The organism is Paraburkholderia sp. 31.1, assembly GCF_014397645.1.
In the GTDB taxonomy this organism is placed as follows: Bacteria; Pseudomonadota; Gammaproteobacteria; order Burkholderiales; family Burkholderiaceae; genus Paraburkholderia; species Paraburkholderia tuberum.
On record NZ_VZQN01000047.1, the window covers coordinates 30300 to 55586 of the forward strand.

Annotated in this window: 30 protein-coding genes and 5 pseudogenes; 12 read left to right on the top strand and 23 right to left on the bottom strand. The window is 62.4% G+C overall.

Annotated elements, in window-relative coordinates; all coding sequences use genetic code 11:
* Nucleotides 1-138: 138 nt before the first annotated feature.
* The 6 genes from F6X37_RS29350 to F6X37_RS29375 all read right to left on the bottom strand — a co-directional run bounded on the left by F6X37_RS29350 (nucleotide 139) and on the right by F6X37_RS29375 (nucleotide 5568).
* On the bottom strand, nucleotides 139-1218 hold the full coding sequence (locus tag F6X37_RS29350; RefSeq protein ID WP_262420066.1) for a fatty acid desaturase: 1080 nt from the start codon (nucleotides 1216-1218) through the stop codon (nucleotides 139-141).
* 104 nt (nucleotides 1219-1322) lie between these two features.
* On the bottom strand, nucleotides 1323-1655 hold the full coding sequence (gene cyoD, locus F6X37_RS29355) for a cytochrome o ubiquinol oxidase subunit IV (RefSeq protein ID WP_090811308.1): 333 nt from the start codon (nucleotides 1653-1655) through the stop codon (nucleotides 1323-1325).
* A complete protein-coding gene (gene cyoC, locus F6X37_RS29360; protein ID WP_187613724.1) occupies nucleotides 1656-2264 on the bottom strand; it encodes a cytochrome o ubiquinol oxidase subunit III in 609 nt (202 codons plus the stop codon).
* 3 nt (nucleotides 2265-2267) lie between these two features.
* Nucleotides 2268-4274, bottom strand: a complete 2007-nt coding sequence (cyoB, locus tag F6X37_RS29365; protein ID WP_187613725.1) for a cytochrome o ubiquinol oxidase subunit I — start codon at nucleotides 4272-4274, stop codon at nucleotides 2268-2270.
* Nucleotides 4275-4277: 3 nt separating this feature from the next.
* Nucleotides 4278-5174: a ubiquinol oxidase subunit II gene (cyoA, locus tag F6X37_RS29370; RefSeq protein WP_262420067.1), complete on the bottom strand. Its 897-nt coding sequence runs from the start codon at nucleotides 5172-5174 to the stop codon at nucleotides 4278-4280.
* Between the two features lie 112 nt (nucleotides 5175-5286).
* Nucleotides 5287-5568, bottom strand: a complete 282-nt coding sequence (locus F6X37_RS29375; protein ID WP_187613745.1) for a hypothetical protein — start codon at nucleotides 5566-5568, stop codon at nucleotides 5287-5289.
* 153 nt (nucleotides 5569-5721) lie between these two features.
* Here F6X37_RS29375 and F6X37_RS29380 point away from each other — a divergent pair, with 153 nt between their 5' ends.
* Nucleotides 5722-6396 (top strand): OmpW/AlkL family protein, encoded by a 675-nt coding sequence (locus tag F6X37_RS29380; protein ID WP_187613726.1) that lies wholly within the window; start codon nucleotides 5722-5724, stop codon nucleotides 6394-6396.
* A gap of 82 nt (nucleotides 6397-6478) precedes the next feature.
* On the top strand, nucleotides 6479-6715 hold the full coding sequence (locus F6X37_RS29385; protein WP_090811320.1) for an FmdB family zinc ribbon protein: 237 nt from the start codon (nucleotides 6479-6481) through the stop codon (nucleotides 6713-6715).
* A 198-nt stretch (nucleotides 6716-6913) separates the two neighbouring features.
* Here F6X37_RS29385 and F6X37_RS29390 read toward each other — a convergent pair.
* From F6X37_RS29390 to F6X37_RS37705, 14 genes and pseudogenes are all read right to left on the bottom strand, one after another.
* Nucleotides 6914-7442, bottom strand: a pseudogene (locus tag F6X37_RS29390) (SIR2 family protein); the annotation flags it as partial.
* A 10-nt stretch (nucleotides 7443-7452) separates the two neighbouring features.
* Nucleotides 7453-8616: a DegT/DnrJ/EryC1/StrS family aminotransferase gene (locus tag F6X37_RS29395; RefSeq protein ID WP_187613727.1), complete on the bottom strand. Its 1164-nt coding sequence runs from the start codon at nucleotides 8614-8616 to the stop codon at nucleotides 7453-7455.
* Nucleotides 8603-8881 carry a hypothetical protein gene (locus F6X37_RS29400; protein WP_187613728.1) on the bottom strand — a complete coding sequence of 93 codons (279 nt, stop codon included), beginning with the start codon at nucleotides 8879-8881 and terminating at the stop codon, nucleotides 8603-8605. Before F6X37_RS29400 ends, F6X37_RS29395 begins: the two co-directional genes overlap by 14 nt.
* 1 nt (nucleotide 8882) lies before the next feature.
* Nucleotides 8883-9101: a putative nitrogen fixation protein NifT gene (nifT, locus tag F6X37_RS29405; protein ID WP_187613729.1), complete on the bottom strand. Its 219-nt coding sequence runs from the start codon at nucleotides 9099-9101 to the stop codon at nucleotides 8883-8885.
* Nucleotides 9102-9234: 133 nt separating this feature from the next.
* Nucleotides 9235-9543: pseudogene (locus tag F6X37_RS29410) on the bottom strand (aminotransferase class V-fold PLP-dependent enzyme); the annotation flags it as partial.
* Complete coding sequence (locus F6X37_RS29415; protein ID WP_187613730.1) at nucleotides 9525-9896, bottom strand: hypothetical protein; 372 nt, start codon at nucleotides 9894-9896, stop codon at nucleotides 9525-9527. The pseudogene F6X37_RS29410 and the gene F6X37_RS29415, both read right to left, overlap by 19 nt.
* Nucleotides 9893-10168, bottom strand: coding sequence for a nitrogen fixation protein NifZ (locus tag F6X37_RS29420; protein ID WP_184038081.1), 276 nt, complete (start codon nucleotides 10166-10168; stop codon nucleotides 9893-9895). The genes F6X37_RS29415 and F6X37_RS29420 overlap by 4 nt, the downstream gene beginning before the upstream one ends.
* The gene (locus F6X37_RS29425; RefSeq protein WP_187613731.1) at nucleotides 10165-10545 is read right to left on the bottom strand and encodes a nitrogen fixation protein NifZ; all 381 of its coding nucleotides are present in this window, start codon (nucleotides 10543-10545) and stop codon (nucleotides 10165-10167) included. Before F6X37_RS29425 ends, F6X37_RS29420 begins: the two co-directional genes overlap by 4 nt.
* Entirely contained in the window at nucleotides 10538-10981 is a 444-nt protein-coding gene (locus tag F6X37_RS29430) for a 4Fe4S-binding leucine-rich repeat protein (RefSeq protein WP_262420068.1), read from the bottom strand. The genes F6X37_RS29425 and F6X37_RS29430 overlap by 8 nt, the downstream gene beginning before the upstream one ends.
* A complete protein-coding gene (locus F6X37_RS29435) occupies nucleotides 10978-11559 on the bottom strand; it encodes a hypothetical protein (RefSeq protein WP_187613732.1) in 582 nt (193 codons plus the stop codon). The genes F6X37_RS29430 and F6X37_RS29435 overlap by 4 nt, the downstream gene beginning before the upstream one ends.
* A 15-nt stretch (nucleotides 11560-11574) precedes the next feature.
* Complete coding sequence (locus F6X37_RS29440; RefSeq protein ID WP_187613733.1) at nucleotides 11575-11982, bottom strand: HesB/IscA family protein; 408 nt, start codon at nucleotides 11980-11982, stop codon at nucleotides 11575-11577.
* Nucleotides 11983-12032: 50 nt separating this feature from the next.
* On the bottom strand, nucleotides 12033-12227 hold the full coding sequence (locus F6X37_RS29445; RefSeq protein WP_090811334.1) for a 4Fe-4S binding protein: 195 nt from the start codon (nucleotides 12225-12227) through the stop codon (nucleotides 12033-12035).
* Between the two features lie 40 nt (nucleotides 12228-12267).
* Nucleotides 12268-13863 (bottom strand): nitrogenase cofactor biosynthesis protein NifB, encoded by a 1596-nt coding sequence (gene nifB / locus F6X37_RS29450; RefSeq protein ID WP_187613734.1) that lies wholly within the window; start codon nucleotides 13861-13863, stop codon nucleotides 12268-12270.
* Between the two features lie 174 nt (nucleotides 13864-14037).
* Nucleotides 14038-14325 (bottom strand): hypothetical protein, encoded by a 288-nt coding sequence (locus tag F6X37_RS37705; protein WP_316252008.1) that lies wholly within the window; start codon nucleotides 14323-14325, stop codon nucleotides 14038-14040.
* A gap of 348 nt (nucleotides 14326-14673) precedes the next feature.
* Between F6X37_RS37705 and F6X37_RS29460 the strand changes: the two are divergent.
* The 10 genes and pseudogenes from F6X37_RS29460 to F6X37_RS29500 form a co-directional block, all read left to right on the top strand.
* Nucleotides 14674-14928: pseudogene (locus F6X37_RS29460) on the top strand (aminotransferase class V-fold PLP-dependent enzyme); the annotation flags it as partial.
* A 292-nt stretch (nucleotides 14929-15220) separates the two neighbouring features.
* A complete protein-coding gene (erpA, locus tag F6X37_RS29465; protein WP_187613735.1) occupies nucleotides 15221-15595 on the top strand; it encodes an iron-sulfur cluster insertion protein ErpA in 375 nt (124 codons plus the stop codon).
* A gap of 23 nt (nucleotides 15596-15618) precedes the next feature.
* Nucleotides 15619-15771, top strand: a pseudogene (locus tag F6X37_RS37240) (2Fe-2S ferredoxin); the annotation flags it as partial.
* A 294-nt stretch (nucleotides 15772-16065) separates the two neighbouring features.
* The gene (gene nifV / locus F6X37_RS29470; protein WP_187613736.1) at nucleotides 16066-17202 is read left to right on the top strand and encodes a homocitrate synthase; all 1137 of its coding nucleotides are present in this window, start codon (nucleotides 16066-16068) and stop codon (nucleotides 17200-17202) included.
* A gap of 154 nt (nucleotides 17203-17356) precedes the next feature.
* Nucleotides 17357-17695, top strand: coding sequence for a nitrogenase stabilizing/protective protein NifW (nifW, locus tag F6X37_RS29475; protein ID WP_187613737.1), 339 nt, complete (start codon nucleotides 17357-17359; stop codon nucleotides 17693-17695).
* Between the two features lie 34 nt (nucleotides 17696-17729).
* The gene (locus tag F6X37_RS29480; protein WP_090811342.1) at nucleotides 17730-18578 is read left to right on the top strand and encodes an electron transfer flavoprotein subunit beta/FixA family protein; all 849 of its coding nucleotides are present in this window, start codon (nucleotides 17730-17732) and stop codon (nucleotides 18576-18578) included.
* Entirely contained in the window at nucleotides 18575-19684 is a 1110-nt protein-coding gene (locus F6X37_RS29485; RefSeq protein WP_187613738.1) for an electron transfer flavoprotein subunit alpha/FixB family protein, read from the top strand. Before F6X37_RS29480 ends, F6X37_RS29485 begins: the two co-directional genes overlap by 4 nt.
* Before the next feature lie 11 nt (nucleotides 19685-19695).
* Nucleotides 19696-21006 carry an FAD-dependent oxidoreductase gene (locus F6X37_RS29490; protein WP_184062997.1) on the top strand — a complete coding sequence of 437 codons (1311 nt, stop codon included), beginning with the start codon at nucleotides 19696-19698 and terminating at the stop codon, nucleotides 21004-21006.
* Nucleotides 21003-21302 (top strand): ferredoxin family protein, encoded by a 300-nt coding sequence (locus F6X37_RS29495; RefSeq protein ID WP_018423212.1) that lies wholly within the window; start codon nucleotides 21003-21005, stop codon nucleotides 21300-21302. Before F6X37_RS29490 ends, F6X37_RS29495 begins: the two co-directional genes overlap by 4 nt.
* A 12-nt stretch (nucleotides 21303-21314) precedes the next feature.
* On the top strand, nucleotides 21315-21491 hold the full coding sequence (locus F6X37_RS29500) for a hypothetical protein (protein ID WP_262420069.1): 177 nt from the start codon (nucleotides 21315-21317) through the stop codon (nucleotides 21489-21491).
* 365 nt (nucleotides 21492-21856) lie between these two features.
* Here F6X37_RS29500 and nifA read toward each other — a convergent pair whose 3' ends face one another.
* The 3 genes and pseudogenes from nifA to F6X37_RS29520 all read right to left on the bottom strand — a co-directional run bounded on the left by nifA (nucleotide 21857) and on the right by F6X37_RS29520 (nucleotide 25105).
* Entirely contained in the window at nucleotides 21857-23695 is a 1839-nt protein-coding gene (gene nifA, locus F6X37_RS29505; protein WP_187613739.1) for a nif-specific transcriptional activator NifA, read from the bottom strand.
* A gap of 507 nt (nucleotides 23696-24202) precedes the next feature.
* Nucleotides 24203-24536 (bottom strand): annotated as a pseudogene (locus F6X37_RS38060) (transposase); the annotation flags it as partial.
* A gap of 230 nt (nucleotides 24537-24766) precedes the next feature.
* Nucleotides 24767-25105 (bottom strand): group II intron maturase-specific domain-containing protein, encoded by a 339-nt coding sequence (locus tag F6X37_RS29520; protein ID WP_222944974.1) that lies wholly within the window; start codon nucleotides 25103-25105, stop codon nucleotides 24767-24769.
* Between the last annotated feature and the right edge of the window lie 182 nt (nucleotides 25106-25287).

The following is a 25287-nucleotide window of genomic DNA, read 5'->3' on the forward strand; positions in this document are numbered from 1 at the left end:
TAATCGTCTTCCCGGCTTATGGTAGTGCTGGCCTGCAGGCTTTTTTATGCGTTACGGCTTGCACTGATTCCCTGCAAAGCCAGAAGGCTAATAGGGCGAATTTTGCCGTACGGTGTGACATTTTTTCTTACGACCGATTCAATTACTAAGAGGGACGTGCGTCGCGCGACCAGCGAAGTCGGTCCACTGATCAGCCGAAAAATCGTATAGTTTGCAGCCTCGTGCGGTGTCGAAGTACCAACGCCACGAAAACCGCTGCACGACGATCCGTTCCGGAAGCATCGCTTCGAGGGTTCGCTGAGCACCGACGAGCCCGTATAGAGGCAGACTCATGTCGACGTGATGCGCGGTGTGCTCCATGATGTGATGAAACAGCGCGCCAACACGCCAGCGAAAGGTCAAGTGCACCGTCGTGGATACGAACGGATCTGAACGCCCCCATTTCGCGCGATCGTCGTACCAGCGGATTTGCGGATGCGTGTGGTGCGCGTACACGACGAAACCCACCATCGCGCACCAGAACAGGAACGGCACCGCGAACCCGCATGCGATTGACGGGACCACCCCCCGCTGCGTCGCGCGAGCGATCCACGCGAGCGCGCCGATCCAAAGCAGTGCGAACACCGATATCAGCGTGCAGTCACGGAAGAACATGGGGCGCCGCGTCGGCATTGCGGCCCGCGACGGGAAAAGCATCTTCGTCCACCAAATTTCGATCATGTAGTAGAGACCGGGCGCCCAGCCGCTGCGATAGATACGTTCCAGTGCGCGCCGTGGCCCACTCAAGGCGCGATATTCCTGGATCGTCAGCGGTGCCCACACGAAATCGACGCCTTTCAGGTTCGTGTAGCCGTGATGCACCACGTTGTGACCCACTTGCCACAGGCTGTACGGCGTGAGCGACGGCAGGAAGGCGATCCGGCCCAGCCAGCGGTTGAGCGTGCGGTGCCGGGTCAGGCTCTCATGACATGCGTCGTGACCGATGACGAAGAGCCGTCCGATGACAAAGCCCGCCATGCATCCGAATACGGTCTTCAGCACGAACCCGTGCGCGAACACGCTCGCGGCGAGCGCACACAATAGCAAAACGTAGTCGAACACGAGCAGCAGAAGCGCGTAGGCGGTGCGGCGTTCGGCGAACGGTGTCAGCCACGAGCGGATGACCTTGCGATGGGGCAATGGCTCATTGGCGGGAACGGGGTGATTCGGACTGTTCATGAAGAAGACCGGTAGAGCGGTGCAGCACAACACTACGCACGCGGCCGACGGCTGCATGCCGTGTCCGCGATGATGTGACCAGACAGTTTCGCGCTGGTGGCGAGTCAGCGCGACATCATGTTCATGCTGACATTGTGCATTACCCAGATCGTGCCGAAGATCAGGAACAGCGCGGCGAGCGCGGTGTAGCATAGCGCCAGCACGTTCCAGCGCTGGCCGCGCGACAGGTCGAGATGCAGGAACGTCACCAGATGCACGACAATCTGCACGAACGCCAGCAACGCGAGCGCCATAATCGCGGAGCCGGACGGCAGCAACCGTTGCGTGACGATCGAGAATGAGCCAGCAGTCAGCGCCACGGCAAGCACGAAACCGGTGATATAACCGGCGACGTCACCACGCGAGGCGGTCGTGGACGTCGAGTGTGAATGGACCATTTAGAGCATGCTCCCGAGATAGACAAACGAAAACACGCAGATCCACACGATGTCGAGGAAGTGCCAGAAGAGGCTCAGGCATGTCAGACTCGTGAGGTCGCGACCGGACAGTTCAGGCGAGCGGACGACATGCACGACGAGCACGGCCATCCAGACGAGGCCGGCTGTTACGTGCAGGCCGTGGGTGCCGACCAGCGTGAAGAACGACGACAGGAAGGCGCTGCGACTGGGCCCAGCACCATTGGCGACCAGGTGCGAGAACTCGCGCAGCTCTAACGCGAGGAACAGCGCGCCAAGCACGAACGTCACGAGGAGCCAGCCGATCACGGCACCACGCCCCTGGCGCTGCGCGCCGAGCATCGCGAAGCCGTAGGTGGCGCTGCTCAGCAGCAGCACGCCGGTTTGAAGTGCGACACCCGGGATGTCGAACAGGTCCCGTCCGGACGCGCCGCCCGCGAACTCGTGCGCCATTACGGCGAACACGGCGAACAGCGACGCGAACAGCATGCAGTCGGTCATCAGGTACAGCCAGAAGCCGAATACGGTGGGCGTTGGGCCGTGGTCAGCGCTCGACCTGCCGTGATGGACGAGTAATGCAGATTGCGACATGGATCAGGTCTCCGCGGATTCGGGTAGTTCAAGGGCGGCCGGGGTGCGTGCGCCGCCGCGACGTGCTTCGATTTCGCGCACGCGCGAGGCCGGAATCACGTAGCCATGGTCGTCGCGGAAGCTACGCGCGATCAGCGCGGCGACGATCGCGACGAAGGCCAGCACGGCGAGCCACGTGATGTGCCAGACGCCGGCGAAGCCGAGCACGAGGCTGAATGCGCCGATCAGGAACCCGTCCGCGGTGTTCGACGGTAGGTGGATGTCCTCGTAATGCGCCAGTGCGGCATTTGCTGCGCCGCTTTCCTTCATGTGCGCGAACGCGTCGATCTGGTGGACGACCGGTATGCGCGCGAAGTTGTAGACAGCGGGCGGCGACGCGGTGGCCCATTCGAGCGTGCGGCCGTTCCACGGGTCGCCCGTCAGGTCGCCGTATTCCGGCTCGTTGCGATGGATCACGCTCACGACGACCTGGGCGATCTGGTGCACGACACCGAGTGCGATCAGCACCACGCCGCATGCGGCGACGAACAGCCAGGGATGCCAGGTCGGGTTGTCGTAGTGATTCAGGCGCCGGGTCATGCCCATGAAGCCGAGCACGTAGAGCGGCACGAACGACACGTAGAAGCCGACGAACCAGCACCAGAACGCCCGCTTGCCGAGCTTCTCGTCAAGCTTGAAGCCGAACGCCTTCGGGAACCAGTAATGGAAGCCTGCGAGATAGCCGAACACGACGCCGCCTATGATCGCGTTGTGAAAGTGCGCGATCAGGAACAGGCTGTTGTGCAACACGAAGTCCACGCCCGGGATCGCCATCATCACGCCCGTCATGCCGCCGATCGTGAACGTGACCATGAAGCCGATCGTCCACAGCACGGGTGTGGTGAACTCGATGCGACCGCGGTACATCGTGAACAGCCAGTTGAAGATTTTCACGCCCGTGGGGATCGCGATGACCATCGTCATAATGCCGAAGAACGCGTTGACGTCCGCGCCGGAACCCATCGTGAAGAAGTGGTGCGCCCACACGAGGAATGCGAGCACCGTGATCGCGCACGACGCGTAGACCATCGTTCTGTAGCCAAACAGCGGTTTCTTCGCGAAGGTCGCGATCACTTCCGAGTAGATGCCGAACGCGGGCAGCACGAGGATGTACACCTCCGGGTGGCCCCACGCCCAGATCAGGTTCAGGTACAGCATTGCGTTGCCGCCGAGCTCATTGGTGAAAAAGTGCATGCCTGCGTAGCGGTCGAGGCCGAGCAGTGCGAGCGTCACGGTTAGGATCGGGAACGTTGCCATGATCAGCACGTTCGAGCACAGCGCGGTCCACGTGAACACCGGCATCTTCATCAGCGTCATGCCGGGCGCGCGCAGCTTGACGATCGTCACGAAGAAGTTGATCGCGGTAATCAGCGTACCGACGCCGGAGAGCTGCAGACTCCAGATGTAGTAGTCGACCCCGACGCCGGGACTGAACTGCAGCTCCGACAGCGGTGGATACGCGAGCCAGCCGACCTGCGCGAACTCGCCGATCACGAGCGACAGATTGATCAGGATCGCGCTGATCGCCGTCATCCAGAAGCTCAGCGAATTCAGGAACGGGAAGGCGACGTCGCGCGCGCCGATCTGCAGCGGCACGACAAGATTGAAGAGGCCGACCATCAGCGCCATCGCCATGAAGAAGATCATGATGACACCGTGCGCGGTGAATATCTGGTCGTAGTGGTGCGGCGGCAGGTAACCGGGGCCGTGAAACGCGACCGCGAGCTGAAGCCGCATCATTACGGCGTCGACAAAACCGCGCACGAGCATCAGCACCGCGACGATGATGTACATGATGCCGATCTTCTTGTGATCGACGCTTGTCAGCCACTCGGTCCAGAGCCACTTCCAGCGGCCGAGCTTCGTGAGCGTGACGATGACCGCCAGCGCGATGAGCGCCATGAACGCGGCCGCGCCCATGATGATCGGCTGATCGAACGGAATCGCGCCGGGCGTGAGTTTTCCAAACATGGCTTACTCCGTGGTCTGCGTGCGACAGGCGGCGTCGCGGAAGGCCGTGACGTTGCCGTTGTTGTATCGGGCAACGATGTTGCGGAACAGGTACTGGTCGATCGATGAGAAGTAGCGTACCGACTGCTTCTCGCTCGGCTTTGCGACTTCGGCGTATTCGTCCATGCTCAGGCGGTCCGGCGAAGCCTTGACCTTCCGCACCCATGCGTCGAAGTCGGTGGCGCTCGTCGCGAGCGTGCGGAACTTCATGTCGGCGAATCCCTTGCCGCTGAAGTTGGCGGACATGCCTTCGAAATTTCCCGGTGCATCCGCGATCAGGTGCAGACGGGTCTGCATGCCGACCATTGCATACACCTGGGTGCCGAGTTGCGGGATGAAGAATGAGTTCATCACCGAGTCCGACGTGATCCGGAAATTCACCGGCGTATCGACTGGCACGGCGAGCTGGTTCACCGACGCAATGCCGAGGTCCGGGTAGATGAAGAGCCACTTCCAGTCGAGCGCGACCACCTCGACGTCGATCGGCTTCACGCTCGACTGCAGCGGCCGGTACGGGTCGAGCTCATGCGTGGTGCGCCACGTCAGGATACCGAGGTACAGGATGATCAGGGCGGGGATCGTCCAGACGACGATCTCGATCGCCGTCGAGTGCGCCCATTTGGGTGCATAGACCGCGTGACGGTTCGACGCACGGTAGCGCCACGCGAAGAACAGCGTCAGCAGGATCACCGGGATCACGACGATCAGCATCGCCCACGTGGCGGTGGCGATCAGCGACTTCTCGGCCGCGCCGACGCTCCCTTTTGGATCAAGCACAGTCAGACCACATCCCGATAGACAGGCGCTCAATGTCGTGACGATGGCTATCGACCGTTTCCTTAAGGCTTTTCTGTCTGTCATAGTGGTTAAGTCCGGGTTGTGGCACTTTTGACCTCAAGCTGGCTTGACGCATGCGGCATCACACTCGCAGTGTCATGGTCCGACAACCGGCCAGCTTTGTGATTGATGTCGATCAAGGACGAACAAAGCGGCGGGGTGCGGTGCACTGACGCAGTGCGCCGCTGAGTGCGCGTTCCACCACATCGAGTGGCTGGATGCGATTGACAGCCTGCTGAACGTTGGTAGCAAAGTCCTGTACGCCGAAGCTTGCGTAATGACCTTGTTGCATGCGCAGAAGTAGCAGAGTGATCTGCGTGCCGTTCGGCGGCTGCAGCCAGTCCGGCAATGGCTGCGAAATCGGTGTCTCCGGGTGCGAGAAACATCTTGGGTACCAGTCAATGCGGTTGAAGGCCAATAGTCCGGCCTCAAGGCTCCCGCTATCTCGACATTCCTACGCGTGACCCGGTGTCGCATCTTGACTTCGGGGTCGGGACCGGTTGATCCTGCGCAAGGGCAGCCCTGATTTGCGCGTCGACAATTCCCCGCATACGTCAACAAGGGGAAAGCGATGAAGCACATGATTAAGGCCGTCATGATCGTGGCAAGCCTGTGCACTACCGGTTTGTTCGAAGTGCTGGCATACGCGGATGACGTAAGCGCGAACGGAAGCACGATGGCAGGCGAGGTGCCGGCGGATGGGATCCACGCCGGTGACGTGCTCGTGCGTCTGCGTGCCATCTCGATCCAGCCCGAAGTACACACCAGCGGCACGTTGTCGTCGCTCGGCGTGGGTGTCAATAACGCACTCGTGCCGGAGTTGGACCTGACCTATATGATCCGCGACGCGATCGGCATCGAGCTGATTCTCGCCACCTCGCGGCACCACGTGACGTCCGACCTCGGCGATCTCGGTGGCGTGAACGTGCTGCCACCGACGCTGCTGCTGCAATATCACTTCAACCATGCTGGCATGATCCGACCGTATGTCGGCGCGGGGGTCAACTACACGTACTTCTACAACGACGGCCTGAGCGCGGGCCCCGTAGGCATCCAGGTGTCACGCAGCAGCTTCGGTCCGGCGGTGCAGGCTGGCGTCGACGTGCAGATCACGAAGACCGTCTTTCTCAACGCGGATATCAAAAAGATCTGGATGCACACGGACGCCTCGGTCGCCGATAGTTCGTTGGGCCGGCTGGACATCGACCCACTGGTACTGGGAATAGGCGTCGGGATGAAGTTCTAGCGAGCGCGCAATGACAGACCACAGCTCGCACCAACGGGCGATCCGCTGCGCCCCATCCACCTGAAACGGAGATCTGGTCACTATGCCCCTGTACGACTACCGCTGCGCGGCCTGCGGCCACGCATTCGAAACGCTGGTGCGCGCCGGCCACACGCCCGTCTGCCCGCAATGCGGCGGCACCGCGCTGGACAAGCAGGTCAGCGCGCCGGCCTCGCCCGGCAAGAGCCGCGCGATCATCTCCCGCGCGCGGCGTCAGGCGGCGCGCGAAGGGCACCTCAGCAACTATTCGCCGGCCGAGCGCCGCAAGCTGCTGCGCTGAGCCCAACGGGGAATCGCGCTGTCGATGTAGATGAACCTCGAGGACGCCTACGGGATGGCACTCAGTCTCACCGTCTTCATGGCCGGCACGCTGGATCGGGCCACCGCCGACAGCCTGCTGGAACGCGCGAAGGGCATCTGCCCGTATCTCGACGCGTGGCTTCGCAACATTGCGTCAGCACGGCCGCCCTCGCGCTCGCGCGCTTCGATGACCATGACGGAAACGTCCTGCCGGCTTGTAGAGCAGCGCGCCCGAGGCCGGCACGTGATCCAGCAACGCGCCGTCTGCGCTATAGGCCGCGAACCAATGGCCGAAATGCTCGGCCTGCGACAGCCCCTGCAACTGCGCCCAGCCGCCCTGCGGCCGCGCCTGCGCCAGCGCGCAGGCGAAGGTGTCGTCGGACCAGCTGTCGACAACCAGCCCGGCGCCGATCGCCCGCCAGCGCGCAATGCAGTGCCGACGGCGTCGGCGTCACGGCGAAGGCCTCATTCATGACGCTCACCAGCGACTTGCGATGCTTGAAGTTTTCGATGAACTGCGCCGCCTGGGTCAGCCGGGTGCGGATCTTGTGCAGCACGCTGACCTTGGCCGTGATGATTTCGGCGAGCGCGAGCGGCGTGGCAGGGACGGCCGTATCGGGGCACAGCGCGAGCAGCGCCGGTCCCAGGTACGGAATGACCCCGCCCGCACACAGGCGTTCGGCGATGGTCTGGACTGAAACGGTCATGCAGTGCGCCTCACAGATAAATGGCAGCGCCGGCGCCCACGTTGGTCGCGGTGTCTTTCAGCGTCTTGACGATGTACTTGACCTGGTCGGTGTCGAGTAGCGTGTGCAGCGGCAGCGCCAGCGCGCGATCGCCGATGCGCTCGGTGTCGGGCAACAGGCCGCTCTTGCGGCCGATCGCATCGCCCGCGTTCATGTAGTGGAACTGCTGATGCAGCGGATGGCTGTAGGCCACCGTCTCAATGCCGCAAGATTTCATGTCGTCGATCATCTGGGCGCGCGCGCTCTGCGTAAAACGCTTGCCCAAATGCACAACATAGAGCATCCAGTGCACTTCTTCGACGTCCTCGGCCACGTAGGCCGGCTTGATCCCTTCGAAGCTTTGCATCTCTTCGTGATACCAGGTCTCGACCTGCTTTCGCTGCGCGAGGCGCGTGTCGAGTTCGGCCAGTTGCGCGAGACCGAGCGCGGCGGTCAGATCACTGATGCCCGCCTGCAGCGGCACCCGCGAGCCGACCGAGACGGACGCGCGGTCCGTGACGCGCCGCTCGCGCAGATAGCGCAGTTCATGGACGAGTTCGTCATCGTCGGTGACGAGCATGCCGCCCGCTCCTGTGCACAGCGCGGACGGGCTGGAGAAGTCGAACACTGATACGTCGCCGAAACAGCCGACGTTGCGGCCCCGGTAGCGCGAGCCCAACGCCTCAGTACTGTCTTCGATCAGCCGCAAGCGCTGCGCGTCGGCCAGTTCGCGCAGCAGCGCCCACGCGGCCGGGTGGCCGTTGGTATTGCCGGCGAGGATCGCGCGCGTGCGAGGGCCGATCTTCTGCGCGGCTTTTTCGGCGCTCAGACAACCGCTCCAGTAGTCGATGTCGGCGAACACCGGCACGGCTCCCGCCAGCGTGATTGCCTGCGCCACCTGATGCCAGGTGTGCGACGCGCAGACCACCTCGTCTCCCGCGCCGATCCCCGTCGCGCGCAACGCAATCCAGGTGGCGAGCGTGCCGCTCGCGACCGCGACCGCATACTCCCGGCCAACCCAGCCCGCAAACGCGCGCTCGAACGAATCAAGCATCGGCCCGTCGCTCCAACGCGAGGATTGCAGCACCGCGTTGACGAGATCGATCTCGCGCGCCGCGCAAGCCGGTTCGCTCAACGCGATCTCATCGATTTCCATGCGCCTTGTCCTCGGTCAGGATCAACGCATCGGCCTCTTCAGGCCGCTGCGTGATGGTCCTGTAATACCCGGCCGATATCGCGAAATAGATACTGCGCACACCGAACCGGAGCGCTGCTGTCTCGTCGCGCATCACCGTTGCGCTGACATGCATTGTGCGCACCTCGGGATAACGTTCGTGCCATTGCGCGGCAGCGTCGCGTAGCGTCGGTGCCGTGCGGAGCAGGTCCGCCGCGAAGTCCAATTGCTCGGCGTTCAGGCTCATCTCACTCCTCCACGCCAGCAATGCGCCGCGCTTCGACCGTGATGGGCAGTGGCGTATCGTCGGCCATCGCGGGCAATTCGAGTTGCCAGCCGTTCGCGAGCGTGACGAGACCGCCCCACATCCCGGGCTGCGCGATCGCGACAATGGGCTCTTCCAGGTCCTTCTTTGGCACGTAGGCGCTCAGCGCGCCCTTGCTGTCCTTGCGGATCATGACTTTCATGGTTGCGGACTCCGGAGATCGATGACAGGTTCAAACCAGGTTCAAGCGGGATGCGCTGCTTCCTCCAGCAGTGTGCAGCCAGCGCACGCGCCAGCTTCAGGTGCGCCGCATGTTCGATCGCGCTGAATACGCCACAGTGCCGGCCCTCCGGCGCCGCCGCGTGCAGCCCGCACACGGCCAGGTGATTGGCTTCGGTGGCGCCGCTGGCGAAGATCAACTCTGCGGGCTTGCAACCGAGCGCTCGCGCGATCGTCGCGCGGGCCGCAGCGAGCGTGCCCTTCGCCTGCTGCCCGACGGCATGCTGCGACGACGCGTTGCCCCACACATCCGTCAGGATGGACAGCATCGCCTGCCACGGCGGAGGCTGGCGGCATGGTCGCGTTGTGGTCGGGATAGATCGTCGCCCGGCTCCGTTAGTTTGCTTCACGGCCAGAACACGCATTCGCGATCGATGCACAGCGTGTCCAGCAGCTCGGCCAGGTCGGTGCTCTCATGCTGGGGCATCCATCGGTGCGACGCATGATCGCGCGCGCTCAGGTGCCACATACCGTCTTCATCGCGCGTGAGCCAGGCTATGTCGATCAGCCCGCCATTCGCGTCGACATTGCGGGAGCAGCACGGGCTCTCGACACGGAACCCCTGCCCATCGCGCAGCACGCGCGGCAGCACATAGCGGTAGCGGGTACGCTCGCGCAACGCTTGCTCGATCTGGCGCTGGGTCAGGTCGAACGGGCGGCCCGCGCGCAAACCGTCGCGCGGCAGCGCCGCTTCTGGCGCGCTCGCCTGAACCGTCATGACTTGGCTCCTTCTTCGGGTAGCAGGCCGGCGGGTGCGGGCGCAATTTCATTCTCCGTGCATCCGACGACACAGTTGCCGAACTCCACCAGATAGACCGGCTCGCCGCTCTCAACCACCTGCCCGACGTTGACGATTTCGCCGACCGTACCCGCCTCGGCCAGACAATCGTCCTGGCCGCGCTCCGGAAAGCTGCCGTCGTTGCACAGGTCATCCAGCGCGATCACGCGCATGCCCCACTGATAAGCAGGCTGAACCGGTTCGATACTCATGCTGGCGGCTCCTGCGGTTGCGACGTTTCCGGCTGGACCCGCGTGCCGATCTTGTGCAGCGCTTCGGCCCGCTCGCCCAAGCCTTGCAGCACGTCGTCCGGCAGGTTGTCGAGCGTGCATAGCTCTTTCGCGCGCATGCCGACACGGTGGCCGCTCTCGACGAAATACACCGCGTAGATATAGAACTGCTGAAGGAAGGTGTCGATGCTGGTGACGTAGCCAACCTCGCCCTTGTTCACCAGCACTTCGCCGATGTCCTTGCCGTTGTAGGTGCCGTCGTTGCGGATCACCGCGCGTGCGATCACGCGCTCGCCGTAGTTGAAGCGCGGGGGAAACGCGACCTCGAGCAGGTCGTCGTCGCGGTTGATGTCAGCCATGCTTCACTCCTGCTGATCGTTGCGTCTGTCCGGTGGTCATCAGGTTAGCGACCTCGCCCGACTGCCCGGCGCTGCCGCGCGAGCGCGCGCACCTCTTCGTCCGCGTCATCCAGCAGCGACGCCACGATTTCGCCAGCGGCGCGCCGCGCGACTTGCCAGCGCACTCGCCAATCGGGATCGAACGCGAGGCGCGATAGCAGCGTCGCGGGCAGACATGCGCAAGCTGCTCGTTGGCCAGTTCAGGATGCCAGTGAAAGAAGCGCTCGATGCGGCGCGCGCACGCATCCTGCATGCACGCGTGACCTGGCCCGCAACCGTGCTCCGCCGGCAACTCGCGGAACCGCACGTAGCCGCAGCCGGCGCAGTCGAGCGGGCCGCCCTGGCAGTGGCGCAATGCAATGTCGCCGCCTGGTACGCGCACGTTTTGTACGCTCATGGTTGCGTCCCCGTCCAGCCGCGCGTCGGATACGCACTCAGCGCATCCATTGCATCGTCGGACCCGACGCCAGTCTCATGACGATCCAAGACCTGCGAAAGCAGCGCGCCTCCCACCCGGTCTTCGGGATCGAGCCGGCGCAATTCGCGCAGTCGCATGCGCGCTTCTTCAAAGTCGCCGAGACGCATGTTGAGGTACGCGAGGCCCTTCAGCGTGAACAGATAAAAACGCGCGGCCGCGTCATAACGCGTGGTCACGATCGCGGCCGCAAGCGGTTCGTCGCCGAGATCTGAGCCCAGCGCGGTGCGGGCGACCGCCAGCGCGTCTTCGCCGATCGCACGCGCCTGCGCCAATTGATGGCCGTAGAAGTAAAAGCGGTACAGCGCGATCAACGGCACCGGATGGCGCGGCGCGGCGGCGCGGGCGCGTTGCAACAGCGCGAGCGCCTCGTCGGGGCGCTCGCGCAACCGACCCGCCTCGGCGATCAATGCATTGACGCCCGACGGCAAGCCGCCGCCAATCGCGCTCTGCGCAAACGCGGTCATTGCGTCGTCGAGGGCACGGTCGCCGGACTCCATCGCCATCGCTCCTCTTCAGGAGATCTGACGCGGCAGCGGCGGCCGCCCGCGGCCAATCGCGCTGATATCGATGGTCGCCACGCCCGGCGGCGCCGATTCCGCACTGCTGCTGCAACCACAAGCGGCCTGGTTCGGATTGAAGAAGGTCAAGCCGGACTGGGTTGGCGTGTCGGCGAAATCGATCGTTATGCCTTCGAGCATCAGCCGGCTCTCAGCCGGCAGGAATACGCGCAGGCCGTTGATGTCGAGTTCCTGTTCGCCTGGTTGCAGCGCCGGCTCGGCGGTGAATTCCGCGGTATAGCCGGAACAGCCGCCGGCGCTCACCACCAGACGAAAGCCGGCCCCAGCCGGCAGGCCCGAAAAGCGCACGATACGACGCATGAACTTCTCGGCGGCGCTCGTAACGGTTACGTTGGACAGCATGATGCGTAGTCTCCTGATGGATGAATGGCCGGCCCGGCCGCGAGCCAGACTCAAACCTGAACGATGCAGCCGTCCACGGGACAGACGGCGACGCACTGCGGGTCGTCGAAGTGGCCTTCGCATTCGGTACATTTCTTGGGGTCGATCGCGAACACGCCGCCTTTGTCGCTGATCGCGACATTGGGGCATTCCGGTTCGCAGGCCGAGCATCCCGTACAGGTGGACGCGATAATCTTCAGAGGCATGGAGGCTCTCCTGTTGTCCTGTCTGGAAGGGTGTGGGGTGTCACGCCGCTGAGGCTGACGAGGTGTAAGCACCCTGGCGGATCGAAGCATCGCCGCGGTCCCGGTGCACGATGGCGCCGCTGGCGATGCGACTGCGGTAGTCGTTGAACCAGGCAAGCACCGCTTTTTCGATAAATTCGCCGACGTACTGATCGACCGGCTCGATGCCCGCTTGCGCCAGTTCGTCTTTCGGGCAGGCGCCGATCTTCGCGACCAGCACCGCGTGGCAGTCGTCGAGCGCGCGCACGACCGACGGTAGTTGCTCGTCGTCGCCGTAACCGCCCAGGCAATACAGGTCCACCCGGCGATGGCCGACGAACAGCGCTTCGGCTGCCGAGACATCGAAGATCTGAAACTCCGTGACGTGGCCGAAGTGCTCGTTGATCCGGCCGCCGCCCTTCGTTGCGACCGCGACCAGCACCTTCATGTCGTCGGCGACCTCGATCTCGCGAGAGACAGCCAGCGCTTCCTGCTTCGCGTCGTGCTGCGCCTGACGCTCGGCTTCGACGCGCTGCTGGTATTCACGGCGGCGGTCGAGGTCGTAGACCACTTCCATCCGCTCGATCTTGTCGAGCGTGAAATCCTCGCTGCGGTCCTCGCCCAGCAGGCCAACCGCATCCGCGCGGCACTGGCGGCAATGACGCATCAGGTTGGCGCCGCCCATGCAGGCGTCCTGCACGGCCTTGAGTTCCTGCGCAGTCGGTCCGCGCTGGCCGTTCAGGCCAAAGTGAGTGCCGTGCTCGGGCTCCGAGATCAGCGGCATGATGTTATGCAGGAACGCGCCGCGTTTCTTGACGTCGCGGTTGACCTCGATCAGGTGCTCCTCGTTGATGCCGGGAATCAGCACCGAGTTGATCTTGGTCAGCACGCCGCGTGCGGTGAGCATCTCGAGACCCTGCATCTGCCGGTCATGAAGGATGCGGGCTGCTTCGTAACCGGTCACGCGCTTGTGCTTCCAGAAAATCCACGGATAGATTTTCTCGCCCACCGCCGGGTCGACCATGTTGATGGTGATTGTCACGTGGTCGATGTTGTACTTGCAGATTTCGTCCACGAGGTCGGGCAACGCCAAGCCATTGGTCGACAGGCACAGCTTGATGTCCGGCGCCTGTTCCTGCAGCATCCGGAACGTCTCGAAGGTCTTCTTCGGGCTCGCCAGCGAATCACCGGGACCGGCGATGCCAAGCACCGTCATCTGGGGAATCTCGCTTGCGACCGCCACGACCTTCTTCACTGCCTGTTGCGGCGTTAGCTTCTGAGAGACCACGCCGGGACGCGACTCGTTCGCGCAGTCGTATTTGCGGTTGCAGTAGTTGCACTGGACGTTGCAAGCCGGCGCCACCGCCACATGCATGCGCGCATAGTGATGATGGGCTTCTTCCGAGTAGCATGGGTGATTCTTGACCTTCTCCCAGATGTCCGGCGGCATGTCGTCGAGACTACCCGACGCTCCGCAGCTGGCCTTACCCTCGCCACCGTGCGTGCCGCAGCCGCCACCGGTGGACGGGTCTTCGATCTTCACGCCGAGCGGTTTAATCTGCCCGATGCTGATATAGGCCGCTGCGGGCAAGTCGCTCGCATTTGAACTCGCTTGCATGCATATCTCCTCGCAACCAACGGCGGCCGCGCGAAAGCCATAGAGCCAGATCCATGCCACTCGACAAGAACGCCAGGAATCAACGGGTTAGGATATATTTCGCAGTTCTGTTTGATCCCGGCGCGCGACGTATCCCTACAATTTCGTTGCGTCGTGTCGGTGTTGCGACAAATCTCACACGACCCGGACAGCATGTTCCGAACCAGCGAGATGGACCCGCACAAACCAGATCAATCGTTCGCGTTCACCCTCCGGCTTCCCCGGCTTGCGATGTCGCGAACGTGCGGTCGTCCGCTGCTGCTCGTCACGCGAAAGACCCGTAGCGCTCAGGCCGCGCAGTTGCCCGTCCGGTTCGGCCAGCACCACAAAGGCGCGCCGCCACTCCATCGTCTGCACAAGATAGTTCAGGGACTCGCGCAAGGCTTTCGCCACATCGAGCGACGAAACCAGCGTCTTGCTCACCTCGTAGACGCCGTCCAACGCTTGCCTGAATGTTCACCGTTGACTTCCCCTTCGTGCGCTGCGCGCTTTCGATGTACCAGCTCAAGGCGCACGATCGACCCAAAGCACAGCGTTTGAAGTAAGCGCATTTCTACGCCTGACGATTCAGCCATCGCGCATGTCAATCCAGCGCGCGTAACGACAAATCCGACAAAAAGAACGGCGGCAATCCTCACTCGTCGGGCGCATCGACACAAAAACAACAGCGAAACAACAGGGGCCCAGATGAAAGAGGCCACTAGAGCGTGAAAATCCATTGGCATGGAAGTTGCCCTGAAGGTCGCATTACCCCGCTTTCAGGAGCCTGCAATGTCGGATTTCCAACGCGTCGGTACCGGCCTCCATCCGCGCGGCGCCAACCCGGTGCATGTGGGTCATGCCGCCACCACGCCGGTCGATCCGCGCGTGATCAGACGCATGCTGCCTTACCTGACCGAGATGTACGGCAATCCCGCCAGCCGTTCGCATGCCTACGGCTGGGTCGGCGAAGAAGCGGTGGAACTGGCCCGCGAGCAGGTCAGCTCGCTCGTCAACGGGGACCCGCACGAGATTGTCTGGACCTCGTGGAGCTCCGGCCGCGCATGCGGATCGCGCGCCAAATGCACGGCGGCGTCCACGAGCGCGGCATGCGCTCGGGGACGTTGTGCACGCATCAGATCGTCGAGGAACTGCCATTGCCGCCGGTCGAGATCCACTGCTCGATTCTCGCGCCGAGGACGCGATCAAGGCGGTCGTGTCTGACTTTCGCTCGCGCCAGACGATTCGAGGCGCAGCAGCCGACGACCTGTAACTCGCCGAGCAACCGACCTGCTCGTCTAACCCGAAGTGAGTCCATTCAAGCCTGAGAGGAACCTCCATGGAAACGCTCACCCAACCGGCTTCCGCCACACCCGGCGTCATGCCCGGCCTACTCGAATTCACGCCTCAGGCCGCTGCGAAAGTGGCCTCGCTGATCGAGGAAGAAGGCAATCCCAACCTGAAGCTGCGGCTGTACGTGTCCGGCGGCGGCTGTTCGGGCTTGCAGTACGGCTTCGCGTTCGACGACCAGGTGGCGGACGACGACATGCAGACCGTCACGGACGGCGTCACGCTGCTGGTCGATTCGATGAGCCAGCAATACCTGCCCGGCGCGCGCGTCGACTACGAAGACAGCCTGGAAGGTTCGCGCTTCGTCATTCACAACCCCAATTCGCAGAGCACCTGTGGCTGCGGCAGTTCGTTTTCCGTGTGAGGCAATCAGGAAAATCTCACTGACTGGCGCCTCCCGAAGACGAGGAGAACAACCAGTTCGACAATGCGTGGGGCCTTGACGTGCAATCGCGTCTCGCGTGCTGCGTAAAGCTGCGCGACGCCGACCTGACGATCGAACTGCCGCCACATACGCGCGAGCTCGCGCGTGAGCATTGAGGGCATGCGTCCTTAGCGCTGTGCGGCCTCTTCAAGCGCCATAGCGGTCATCGCCGCGTCCGCACGTCCTGGCTGACCACGCCCATCGCATCGCGCATCGCTTTCTGCAGCACCGTGTTCATCGCTACACCTGGCTGTTCGAAACAGGACATTCGCGACAGGTCTTCGTTGGAACCGCTTCATCACAGCGCCAGCGAACACCGGAAAGCCCCGCGGCAAGCGGCTATTCGCACTAAGCGTGCATGGCGCAGTACTTGCAAACCGTATGTTCAAATGCCTAAAGGACAACTTCCCGTGTCGAATCCGATCATCAACGACACCACACTGCGCGACGGCGAACAGACCGCTGGCGTCGCATTCACGGTTGCCGAAAAATGCGCGATTGCCGAGGCGCTCTCAAGCGCCGGCGTACCCGAACTGGAAATCGGTATCCCCGCGATGGGTGCCGAGGAAATCGATTGCATGCAGACCATCGTCGCGCTGAATCTCGACGCCGATCTAATGGTCTGGGGCCGTCTCACCGACGCGGACCTGGCGTCGGCCTTGTGCTGCAATCCCGACATCATTCACCTGTCGATTCCCGTGTCCGATATCCAACTTCAACACAAATTGCGCCAGCCGCGCTCGTGGGTGCTCGCGCAGGTGAATCGCGTGATCAGCGCCGCCGTCAAAAGCGGCCGCAAGGTTTCGCTGGGCGCGGAGGATGCCTCGCGCGCGGACCCCTCGTTCCTTGCCGACGTGGCGCGGCACGCGCAACAGTGCGGTGCGCAACGCATCCGCTTTGCGGACACGCTCGGCGTCCTCGATCCTTTTTCGACCTATGAAGCGATTGCGCGATTGCACGACGCGGTCGATCTGGAAATCGAAATCCACGCGCACAACGACCTCGGGCTCGCGACCGCGAACACCCTTGCCGCACTGCGCGCCGGCGCAACCCACGCCAACACCACTGTCAATGGTCTCGGCGAACGCGCCGGAAATGCCGCGCTGGAGGAGATCGTGATGGGCGTGCGCCATATCATGGGTCGCAACACCGGCGTCGACACGACCGCGCTATTGAGCATCTCGCGGCTTGTCGAACGGGCTTCAGGACGCCCGGTCGCGCTTAACAAAAGCATTGTCGGCGCCAGCGTATTCACGCACGAGTCCGGCATCCACACAGACGGGCTCGCGAAGAATGCATCGACCTACGAAAGCTTCGATCCCGCCGAACTCGGTCGCGAACGCTCGGTCGTGCTCGGCAAGCATTCGGGTTCGCAAAGCGTGCGCCGGGCTTATGACGCGCTCGGCCTGGCCGTCAGTGAAAAGCTGCTCGTGCTGCTGCTGACCCGTATCCGCCACCATGCCGCCCAGCACAAGCAAACGCCCAGCGCCGCCGACCTGTATCGCTTCCTGATCGAGTTGCGCCACACCGTCGGAGAATTGTCATGAGCGGCGTTGTGGTCGGCTTCACGAGGTGCGTCGCGAAACCCGAACAGTCGGGCACGACGGCGCCGTGCGCCACCAGCGGCGCCTGCGACAAGTAGTTCGCCGAGCCGACGTTCTGTCCACACCGATCCTCATCCGCTTGCAAGGAGTAAACGCGATGGAAAGCTTTGTCCAGCAACTCAAGGCGCTGTCCTCAGCCGAGGACTTCCTGCAGTTCTTCGGCATTCCGTTCGACCAGAAGGTCGTCAACGTGAGTCGACTGCACATCCTCAAGCGCTTCTTTCAGTACATCCAGCAACACGACGCGCTGCCGGAAGGCGACGAACCCGCCCTGTTCGCGTCATATCACGCGCTGCTGCTGAAGGCTTACGGCGACTTCGTCACCTCCACGCCGGCGCAGGAAAAAGTGTTCAAGGTGTTCCGGGACACAAATGGGCGGCAGCACGTTTCACTCGACAGTCTGCGCGCGTCGCTGCCCGCGCGCACCCTTGCCTGACAGGTGGAGCAAGACCATGCACATCGTTAAGACCATGCACATTGTCGTCTGCATCAAGCAGGTCCCGGACTCGACGCAGATCCGCGTTCATCCGGTCACCAACACGATCATGCGCCAGGGTGTTCCGGCGATCGTCAACCCGTATGACCTGTTTTCACTCGAAGAGGCGCTGCGACTGAAGGACCGCTTCGGCGGCAAGGTCACGTTGCTTTGCATGGGCCCGCCGCAGGCCGAGGAAGCGCTGCGCAAGTGCATCAGCTTCGGCGCGGACGACGCCGTGCTGCTCACCGACCGTGCATTCGCCGGCGCGGATACGCTCGCTACGTCGTACGCGCTGGCAGCGGGTATCCAGCAGATCGCGAAGGAGCAGGCGGTGGACATCGTGTTCACTGGCAAGCAGACGATCGACGGCGACACCGCGCAAGTCGGCCCCGGTATCGCCAAACGCCTCGGGCTGCAACTGCTGACCTACGTGTCGCGCATCGTCGAGACCGCTCTCGATGCGCGCACGATCACCGTCGAGCGCCGCGCCGAGGGCGGCGTGCACGTGCTCAGGACTGCGCTGCCGTGCCTGATCACAATGCTGGAGAACACCAACGAACTGCGCTTTGCGACGCTGCCCGCGATGATTCATGCGGCCGGCTATCCGGTGCACAAATGGAACTGCGAACAGGCCGGCATCGAAGATCTCAGCAAGATCGGCCTGAAGGGCTCGCCGACAGTGGTCAGCAAAGTCTTTGGACCGACGCCGCGCAGCGAGAAAGCGGAGATGCTCGACCTCGACGCATCGAGTCTTTGCGACGTGTCGGTGAACCTGCTGCAAAAGATCTTCGCGCGCCATCCTACCCTGGAAGCTGACCTGCTGATGAAGGAGGGTTCATGAACACACCCGCCGCCCCCGCGAAGAAACCCGCCGGCCGCGCAGGACGCAATCTCGAACTGCCGAAACACCTGAAGGCCTACAAAGGCGTCTGGGTCTTTATCGAGCACGACCGTGGACACGTGCACAGCGTCTCGTGGGAACTGCTCGGTGAAGCGCGCAAATTGGCCGACACGCTCGGCAGCCGAGTGGGCATCGCGGTGCTCGGTGGCGCAAATGAACCGCTCGAACAGTTCGCCGCAGAAGCCTTCACTTACGGCGCGGACGATGCGTACATCGTCCACGACCCGGTCTTGCAAGGCTATCGCAACGAGCCGTTCACGAAAGGGCTGACCGACCTCGTCAACCGGCATCAGCCCGAGATCCTGCTGCTGGGCGCGACGTCGATGGGCCGCGACCTCGCCGGCTCCGTAGCGACGACCCTGCTGACCGGGCTGACCGCCGATTGCACCGAACTCAACATCGATCCCGCGTCGCGTGCGCTGGCGGCGACGCGCCCCACCTTCGGCGGCTCGCTGTTGTGCACGATCATGACGCTCGCGTACCGTCCGCAGATGGCGACGGTGCGCCCGCGCGTGATGCCGATGCCGATGCCGCTGCGCGACGCCGAACGCACCGGCAACATCGTCCATGGAACGCTGGGGATGATCGAGACGGACATCGTCACGAGGCTGCTCGACTTTATCCCGGATGCGAGCAGCAACCGGATCAACCTGTCCTATGCCGATGTGATTGTGAGCGGCGGCAAGGGGTTGAAGAGCCCGGAGAACTTCCAGCTGGCGTTCGATCTGGCGAACGTGCTCGGCGGCGAAGTGGGTGCGACCCGGCCATGCGTGCAGGCCGGCTGGGTCGAGGGGGAGCGCCAGGTGGGACAGACCGGCAAGACGGTGCGGCCCAAGCTCTACATCGCCGCCGGCATATCCGGCGCGATCCAGCACCGCGTGGGCATGGAAAGCGCAGACGTGATCGTGGCGATCAACACCGACCCGAACGCACCCATCTTCGATTTCGCACACTACGGGATTGTCGGCAATGCGTTGCAAGTGTTGCCCGCGCTGAAGCAGGCTTTTGTGGAGCATTTGACCCGGCGCCGCAAGCAGGCTGCCTGAGGAGAATCACGATGAGAAAACCTTCACAGTTCGATGTGATTGTGGTCGGCGCCGGTCCGTCCGGCAACGCTGCCGCTTACACGATGGCCAAGGCAGGTCTGGAGGTGCTGCAGATCGAGCGCGGCGAATATCCGGGCAGCAAAAACGTTCAGGGTGCGATCCTGTACGCGAAGGCGCTCGAAGAGATCATCCCGGACTTCCGCGACGATGCGCCGCTGGAGCGCCACATCATCGAGCAGCGGATGTGGATGCTCGACGATACGTCGTTTGTCGGTACACATGTGCGCAGCGAGGATTACAACAAGCCGCCCTATAACCGCTACACGATCATCCGCGCGCAGTTCGACAAGTGGTTTTCATCGAAAGTGCGCGAAGCCGGCGCACTGCTGCTCTGCGAGACCACGGTGAAGGAACTGATCATGGACGGCGACGTGGTGGTCGGCGTGCAGTGCGACCGCGAGCACGGCGATGTCTATGCCGACGTGGTGGTGCTCGCCGACGGCGTGAATTCGACGCTCGCGCGCAAGGCGGGCTTTCATGGAGAGATCGGGGCCGGCAACGTTGCGCTCGCCGTCAAGGAGATTCTCTTCATGCCGGAGGAGACGATCCGCCAGCGCTTCAACGTCGGCGAGGACGACGGCGTCGTGATCGAGATGGTCGGCAGGATCACCGACGGCATGATGGGCACTGGCTTCCTCTATACCAACAAGGAATCGCTCACCATAGGCGTGGGCTGCATGCTGAGCGACTTCAAGAAAAACCCCAACCGCACGAGCCCCTACGTGCTCCTCGAAAAGATGAAGCAGCACCCGTCGATCGCGCCGCTGATTGCGGGCGGCGAGATGAAGGAGTATTGCGCGCATCTGATTCCCGAAGGCGGTTTTCACGCAATCCCGCAGGTCTACGGCAACGGCTGGATGATCGTTGGCGATTCAGGCGGTTTCGTGAACGCCGCGCACCGAGAAGGATCGAATCTTGCGATGACCACGGGACGCCTCGCCGCCGAAACGGTGATCCACGCGAAAGCCGCGGGCCACGGCTACCGCGCCGGCACGCTCAAGGCCTACAAGGCCGCGCTCGATCAGAGCTTCGTGATGAAAGACCTGCACAAGTACCGCGACATGCCGGCCGTGCTGCACCAGAATCCGCAGTTCTTCACGACCTACCCCGACCTCATGGCGCGCGCCGCGCGCACGATGATCACGGTCGACGGTAAGGACAAGAAAAGCAAGGAGCGCGAGATTTTTTCGAGCTTCCGCACAGCCCGTTCGCTTTCCGGCATCGTGGGCGACGCCTACAAACTCCTGAGGGCCTTCCGATGAGCACCCTACCCGTCAACGTAGAGGAAAAGCTGTTCCAGAACCGTTATCGCGTCGATGCGGGACGGCCGCACGTCCACATCAAGGATGCCGACGTCTGCCAGAGCGAATGCAGCGCGAAGAGTTGCACCTTCGTCTGCCCGGCCTCGTGCTACAAGGCCGAAGGCAACGGCGCGGTGACGCTGATCACCGACGGCTGCCTCGAATGCGGCAGTTGCCGCATCCTCTGTACCGACCACCAGAATATCGAGTGGGACTACCCGCGCGGTGGTCACGGCATCCTGTTCAAGTTCGGTTGAGGAACATCGTCATTGCCAGACCAGAACGACATGTGTTTGCTTGCGCCGAGAACCGGCCGCCGCCGCATCCGCGGGGCGCCGGGCGGCAAGGGCTCGACCGCGCTGCTGAAGGCCTTCTGGGCGGAACAGCAGAAACGCCAGGCGCCCGATACCGTCGCGATCACGTATTCGGGCTGCCTCGGCCCGTAGTGGAAGCGTTGCTGCAACGGGCCGTCTGAGGAGACACACGATGTCCAAACAGCCCGCCATCGCATCGTTGGCCGACGACAATCTGGCAGCCGGCGGCGTGGCAGCAGTCGACCGTGCGCTGAGCGCGACATGGCCAACGAACCGGCGATGACAGCGCCGCGTTCGCACCACCTTAGTCGAGATACGGACCGCCCCCTAAGGTCGAACGTGCTGTTCTCGACGCTTACCGAAATAGCACCGACACGGGGGCCACTTCCCATCGTGATCGTGCCAAGGTCCGCGCCAAATCCAGATTTGACTTCTCCGAGCCATTCGCCTCAGTCGCGATGTCGCGGCCCCGACACGCCGCAAGTCCGACAGTCCTTTCAGAGACGCTTGATCTCGACACCGTATTTCCTCAGCGCGTAGCCAATCTGGCGCGGCGTCAGTCCAAGCAGCCGCGCCGCCTTCGCCTGCACCCAGCCGGATCTTTCCATGGCGGCGATGAGACGCTCGCGGTTGGTCATCTTCGCATCACTTCCGAGGACTGCGCCGCCAGCCGCTAACGGAGCCCGCTCGCTGCCGACAGGCTGGACCGCAGCAACTGCGCCCGACGTAGCAGCCTCAGCCCGCGGCGTAGCCGGCTTCACGGGCACTGGTACGATTCGCCCGGGCTGCGGCGCGATTTCGTCCGATCGGCTCTTCCACAGCATCGCGGACAGGCACTGGCCGTGGCAGCAGGCAAAGTCGTTTCTCACGATCGCTGGTCCCGGCGCCAGGGTCGCGCTCCGCTGCACGCAATTCTCGAGCTCGCGGACATTGCCGGGAAAACCGCAGTTCATCAATACTTCAATCGCACTCGCATCGAAGGTCAGCGTACGGCCGTTCTCGCTGTTGAAATTCTCGAGAAACTCAACGGCGAGGAGCGGAATATCGCTGCGCCTTTCACGCAACGGCGGCAACAGCAAGGGAACCACGCAGAGGCGATAATAAAGGTCGGCGCGGAACTCGTTCCTTGTCACCGCCTCTTCCAGGTTTTTATTCGTGGCGGCAATCACGCGAACATCGACCTTAATGGTCTGGTTGCTGCCGACGCGCTCGAATTCTTGCTCCTGCAGGACGCGCAGCAGCTTTGCCTGGAACGAGGCCGAGATCTCGCCGATCTCGTCCAGAAACAGCGTCCCCTTGTCGGCGAGCTCGAAGCGCCCCTTGCGCGAATTGAAGGCGCTGGTAAAGGCACCCTTCTCATGACCGAACAATTCGGATTCCAGCACCGTCTCATGGAGCGCCGCGCAATTGAGCTTGATGAAGGGCCGCTTGGCGCGCGGCGACAGCTCGTGAACGGCCTTGGCGACCAGCTCCTTCCCGGTACCGGATTCGCCGCGCAACAGAACTGTGCTGTTCGATTCGGCTACCACCGCGATCTTCGCGAGCAGCCCGCGCAGCGCCGGGCTGTCGCCAATGATCCCCTCGATCTGAAACTTCTTACGCTCACCTGCAGGGTGCTTGAGCTCGGACAATGGCTTTTGCAGCCCGTCCTTCCCCGCCATCAGTCGCTCGCGGTCGCTCTTGAAAAAGCGATGCAGCTTCACCGTCTGCCCCACCAGGTTGGCGACCATGGTAAGCAGCCGCACGTCGTAATCGAGCCGGAAGTTCGACCCATAGTCCAGGATGCGGTCGATGGTCAGCGTGCCTACGACTTTCGCGTCGATGCGAATAGGGACGCCAATGAACGACACTCGCGCGTTGTCGGAGGCACCGAGCACGCCCATGTCGGCGGCACTGAAGCCCGAATGCACCGCTATGTTCTCGGCGACGAGCGGCCTGTCCGTCGCCATGATCTGGTCAATTGCCTTCTGCGGCAGGCGCATCCGGTAGTGCTCATCGCTGCCTTCGCTCCAGTCCGCGCCAACGGTAATGTCCGGTACGCCATCATCGTCGAAGAGAGAGACGATACCGAGCCGCATCTGAACAAACGATTGCAGGAGATCGATGACGTTGGCCAACGTGACTTCGAGCCGGTAGGGGGCGGTCAGTACCTTCGATATTTCGAAGATGCCGGTAAGCACGCTCTCGTGCCACTGCACGATAGGGACCGCGTGGTCCGTCTCGGACTTTGAGCTAGGCCTTTCGCGTACGGAAGCGATATGCAGCATGACGACGTCCCCGTTGTGGGGACCGTGCTCCCCGTCACCTTGTTCGGATTTGCGGGCATTGTGTTGCATATTATCCTCGATCTAGCGCCCAATTTCACGGGCTGACTTCAAAAGATAATGCCCTTTCATGGAAGGACGGTGAAACTGTAGTGCCTTGATGTACTTATTTTCTGCTTTTGCGATTTCGCTGCGTGGATTCCGTTAGGAACGCGAGTTCTATTGATGTCGCTCAAATCAACTGCGATTTGTCTACTCCGGGTGTAGCCGATTACAGGTGTCGTCCATCATTGATTGCTGCCTCGGTGCCCGTGAGATAACTCGCCGCATCCGAGCATAGGACGAAGATGATCTATCTTTGCGACCGCTTCGGGCGTGCCCGCCCGGCGCAGCGGGATATTTGGCACAAGAAGCGCTTCCGTGTCGGGCGACAAAATGTCCGTCTTGAACTGGCCAAGGACGTATGGAAACTGTTTTCAGATCGTCACATCCGAGCCTATCGGTCCGATTAATCTGGTTTGGTAAGTCATGGCTGCGTTAGCGTAACGTTTCAAGTGCAAAAAAAAAGCCCTCCGGGCTCTAGGTGCCAGCCATCCTCACTACCTCTATTGTTTTGGCAACCCCAAGTATCTTCACGACGCGCTTCAGGTTGTAGGCCAACACCTGTAGACTCATTTCGGTGCTGACCCGTCCGAGCGTTCGGGTCAGGAAGTGTGGCCCCCAATCCGGTGCTTCAGCGTGCCGAAGACATGTTCGACAGTGCTTCTGCGGATGGTCATCGCGTCAGGCTTGCGCTCTAGCCGACGCTGCATGGCCTCAACTATATGCTCATGTTCCCATCGTCGAATGCGCCGGTAGTCGCTGGGTGACATCGTTCCTTGAGCGGGCAACGCGGGCAGGCGCTGGGCCAGTAGCCGTCGTACTTGCGCACGTTCTGGCCAAGAAAATCGAAACCGTCTGCAATGTTCGTGATCCGGGTCTTCTCTTCCGAGCGCTCCAGATCTTGAGCGGCCATAAACTGCCTGAGCGCCGGAAACACCTCGAATTCGAGCACTTCTTTCGACATACCGGTCACAATAAGTCGAGTCGCCCCGGGGAACTTCCCCCCGAGGCGCTCACGGAACCGGACGTGAACGTCTCCGCTCATCCGGCTCTTCCCATTGAAGCCTGTCCCCATAACAGCGACCAATGCGCGAACAGATGCGTTTCCTTCCGTGCAACGCGTGCGAGCCAGTGACTGGCTCGTCGGCGATGCCCGTGAAGACGCTTATGTTTGCGAGTCAGCCACAACACGAGTTTGCGATCGATCTGCCTGAGCGTGGGGTACAGTTCGGACTTGTAGAACGCACCGTAATAATTGACCCACCCTCTGATTTTGGCGTTGAACATATGCGCCAAGTCGAACAGGGACTTGTCACTGCGATTTTGCAGATTCCAATTCCTGACCTCTTGACGAATTGCTTTCCCCGCCTTGGCACTCATCGCTGGACTGAAGTTGACGAAGGTTTTACCCCATCGGTTCCTGGACAGTCGAGGCCTAAGGAAACACTGATTTATTTGGTGCGACCGTCATCGCAGATGTGGTCGAGGGCGTTGTAGAAGAAATTCACGGGACGGACGATCGACGATGAAGCGGCAGATCAGCTTTGCGGAAGCGGAAAGTG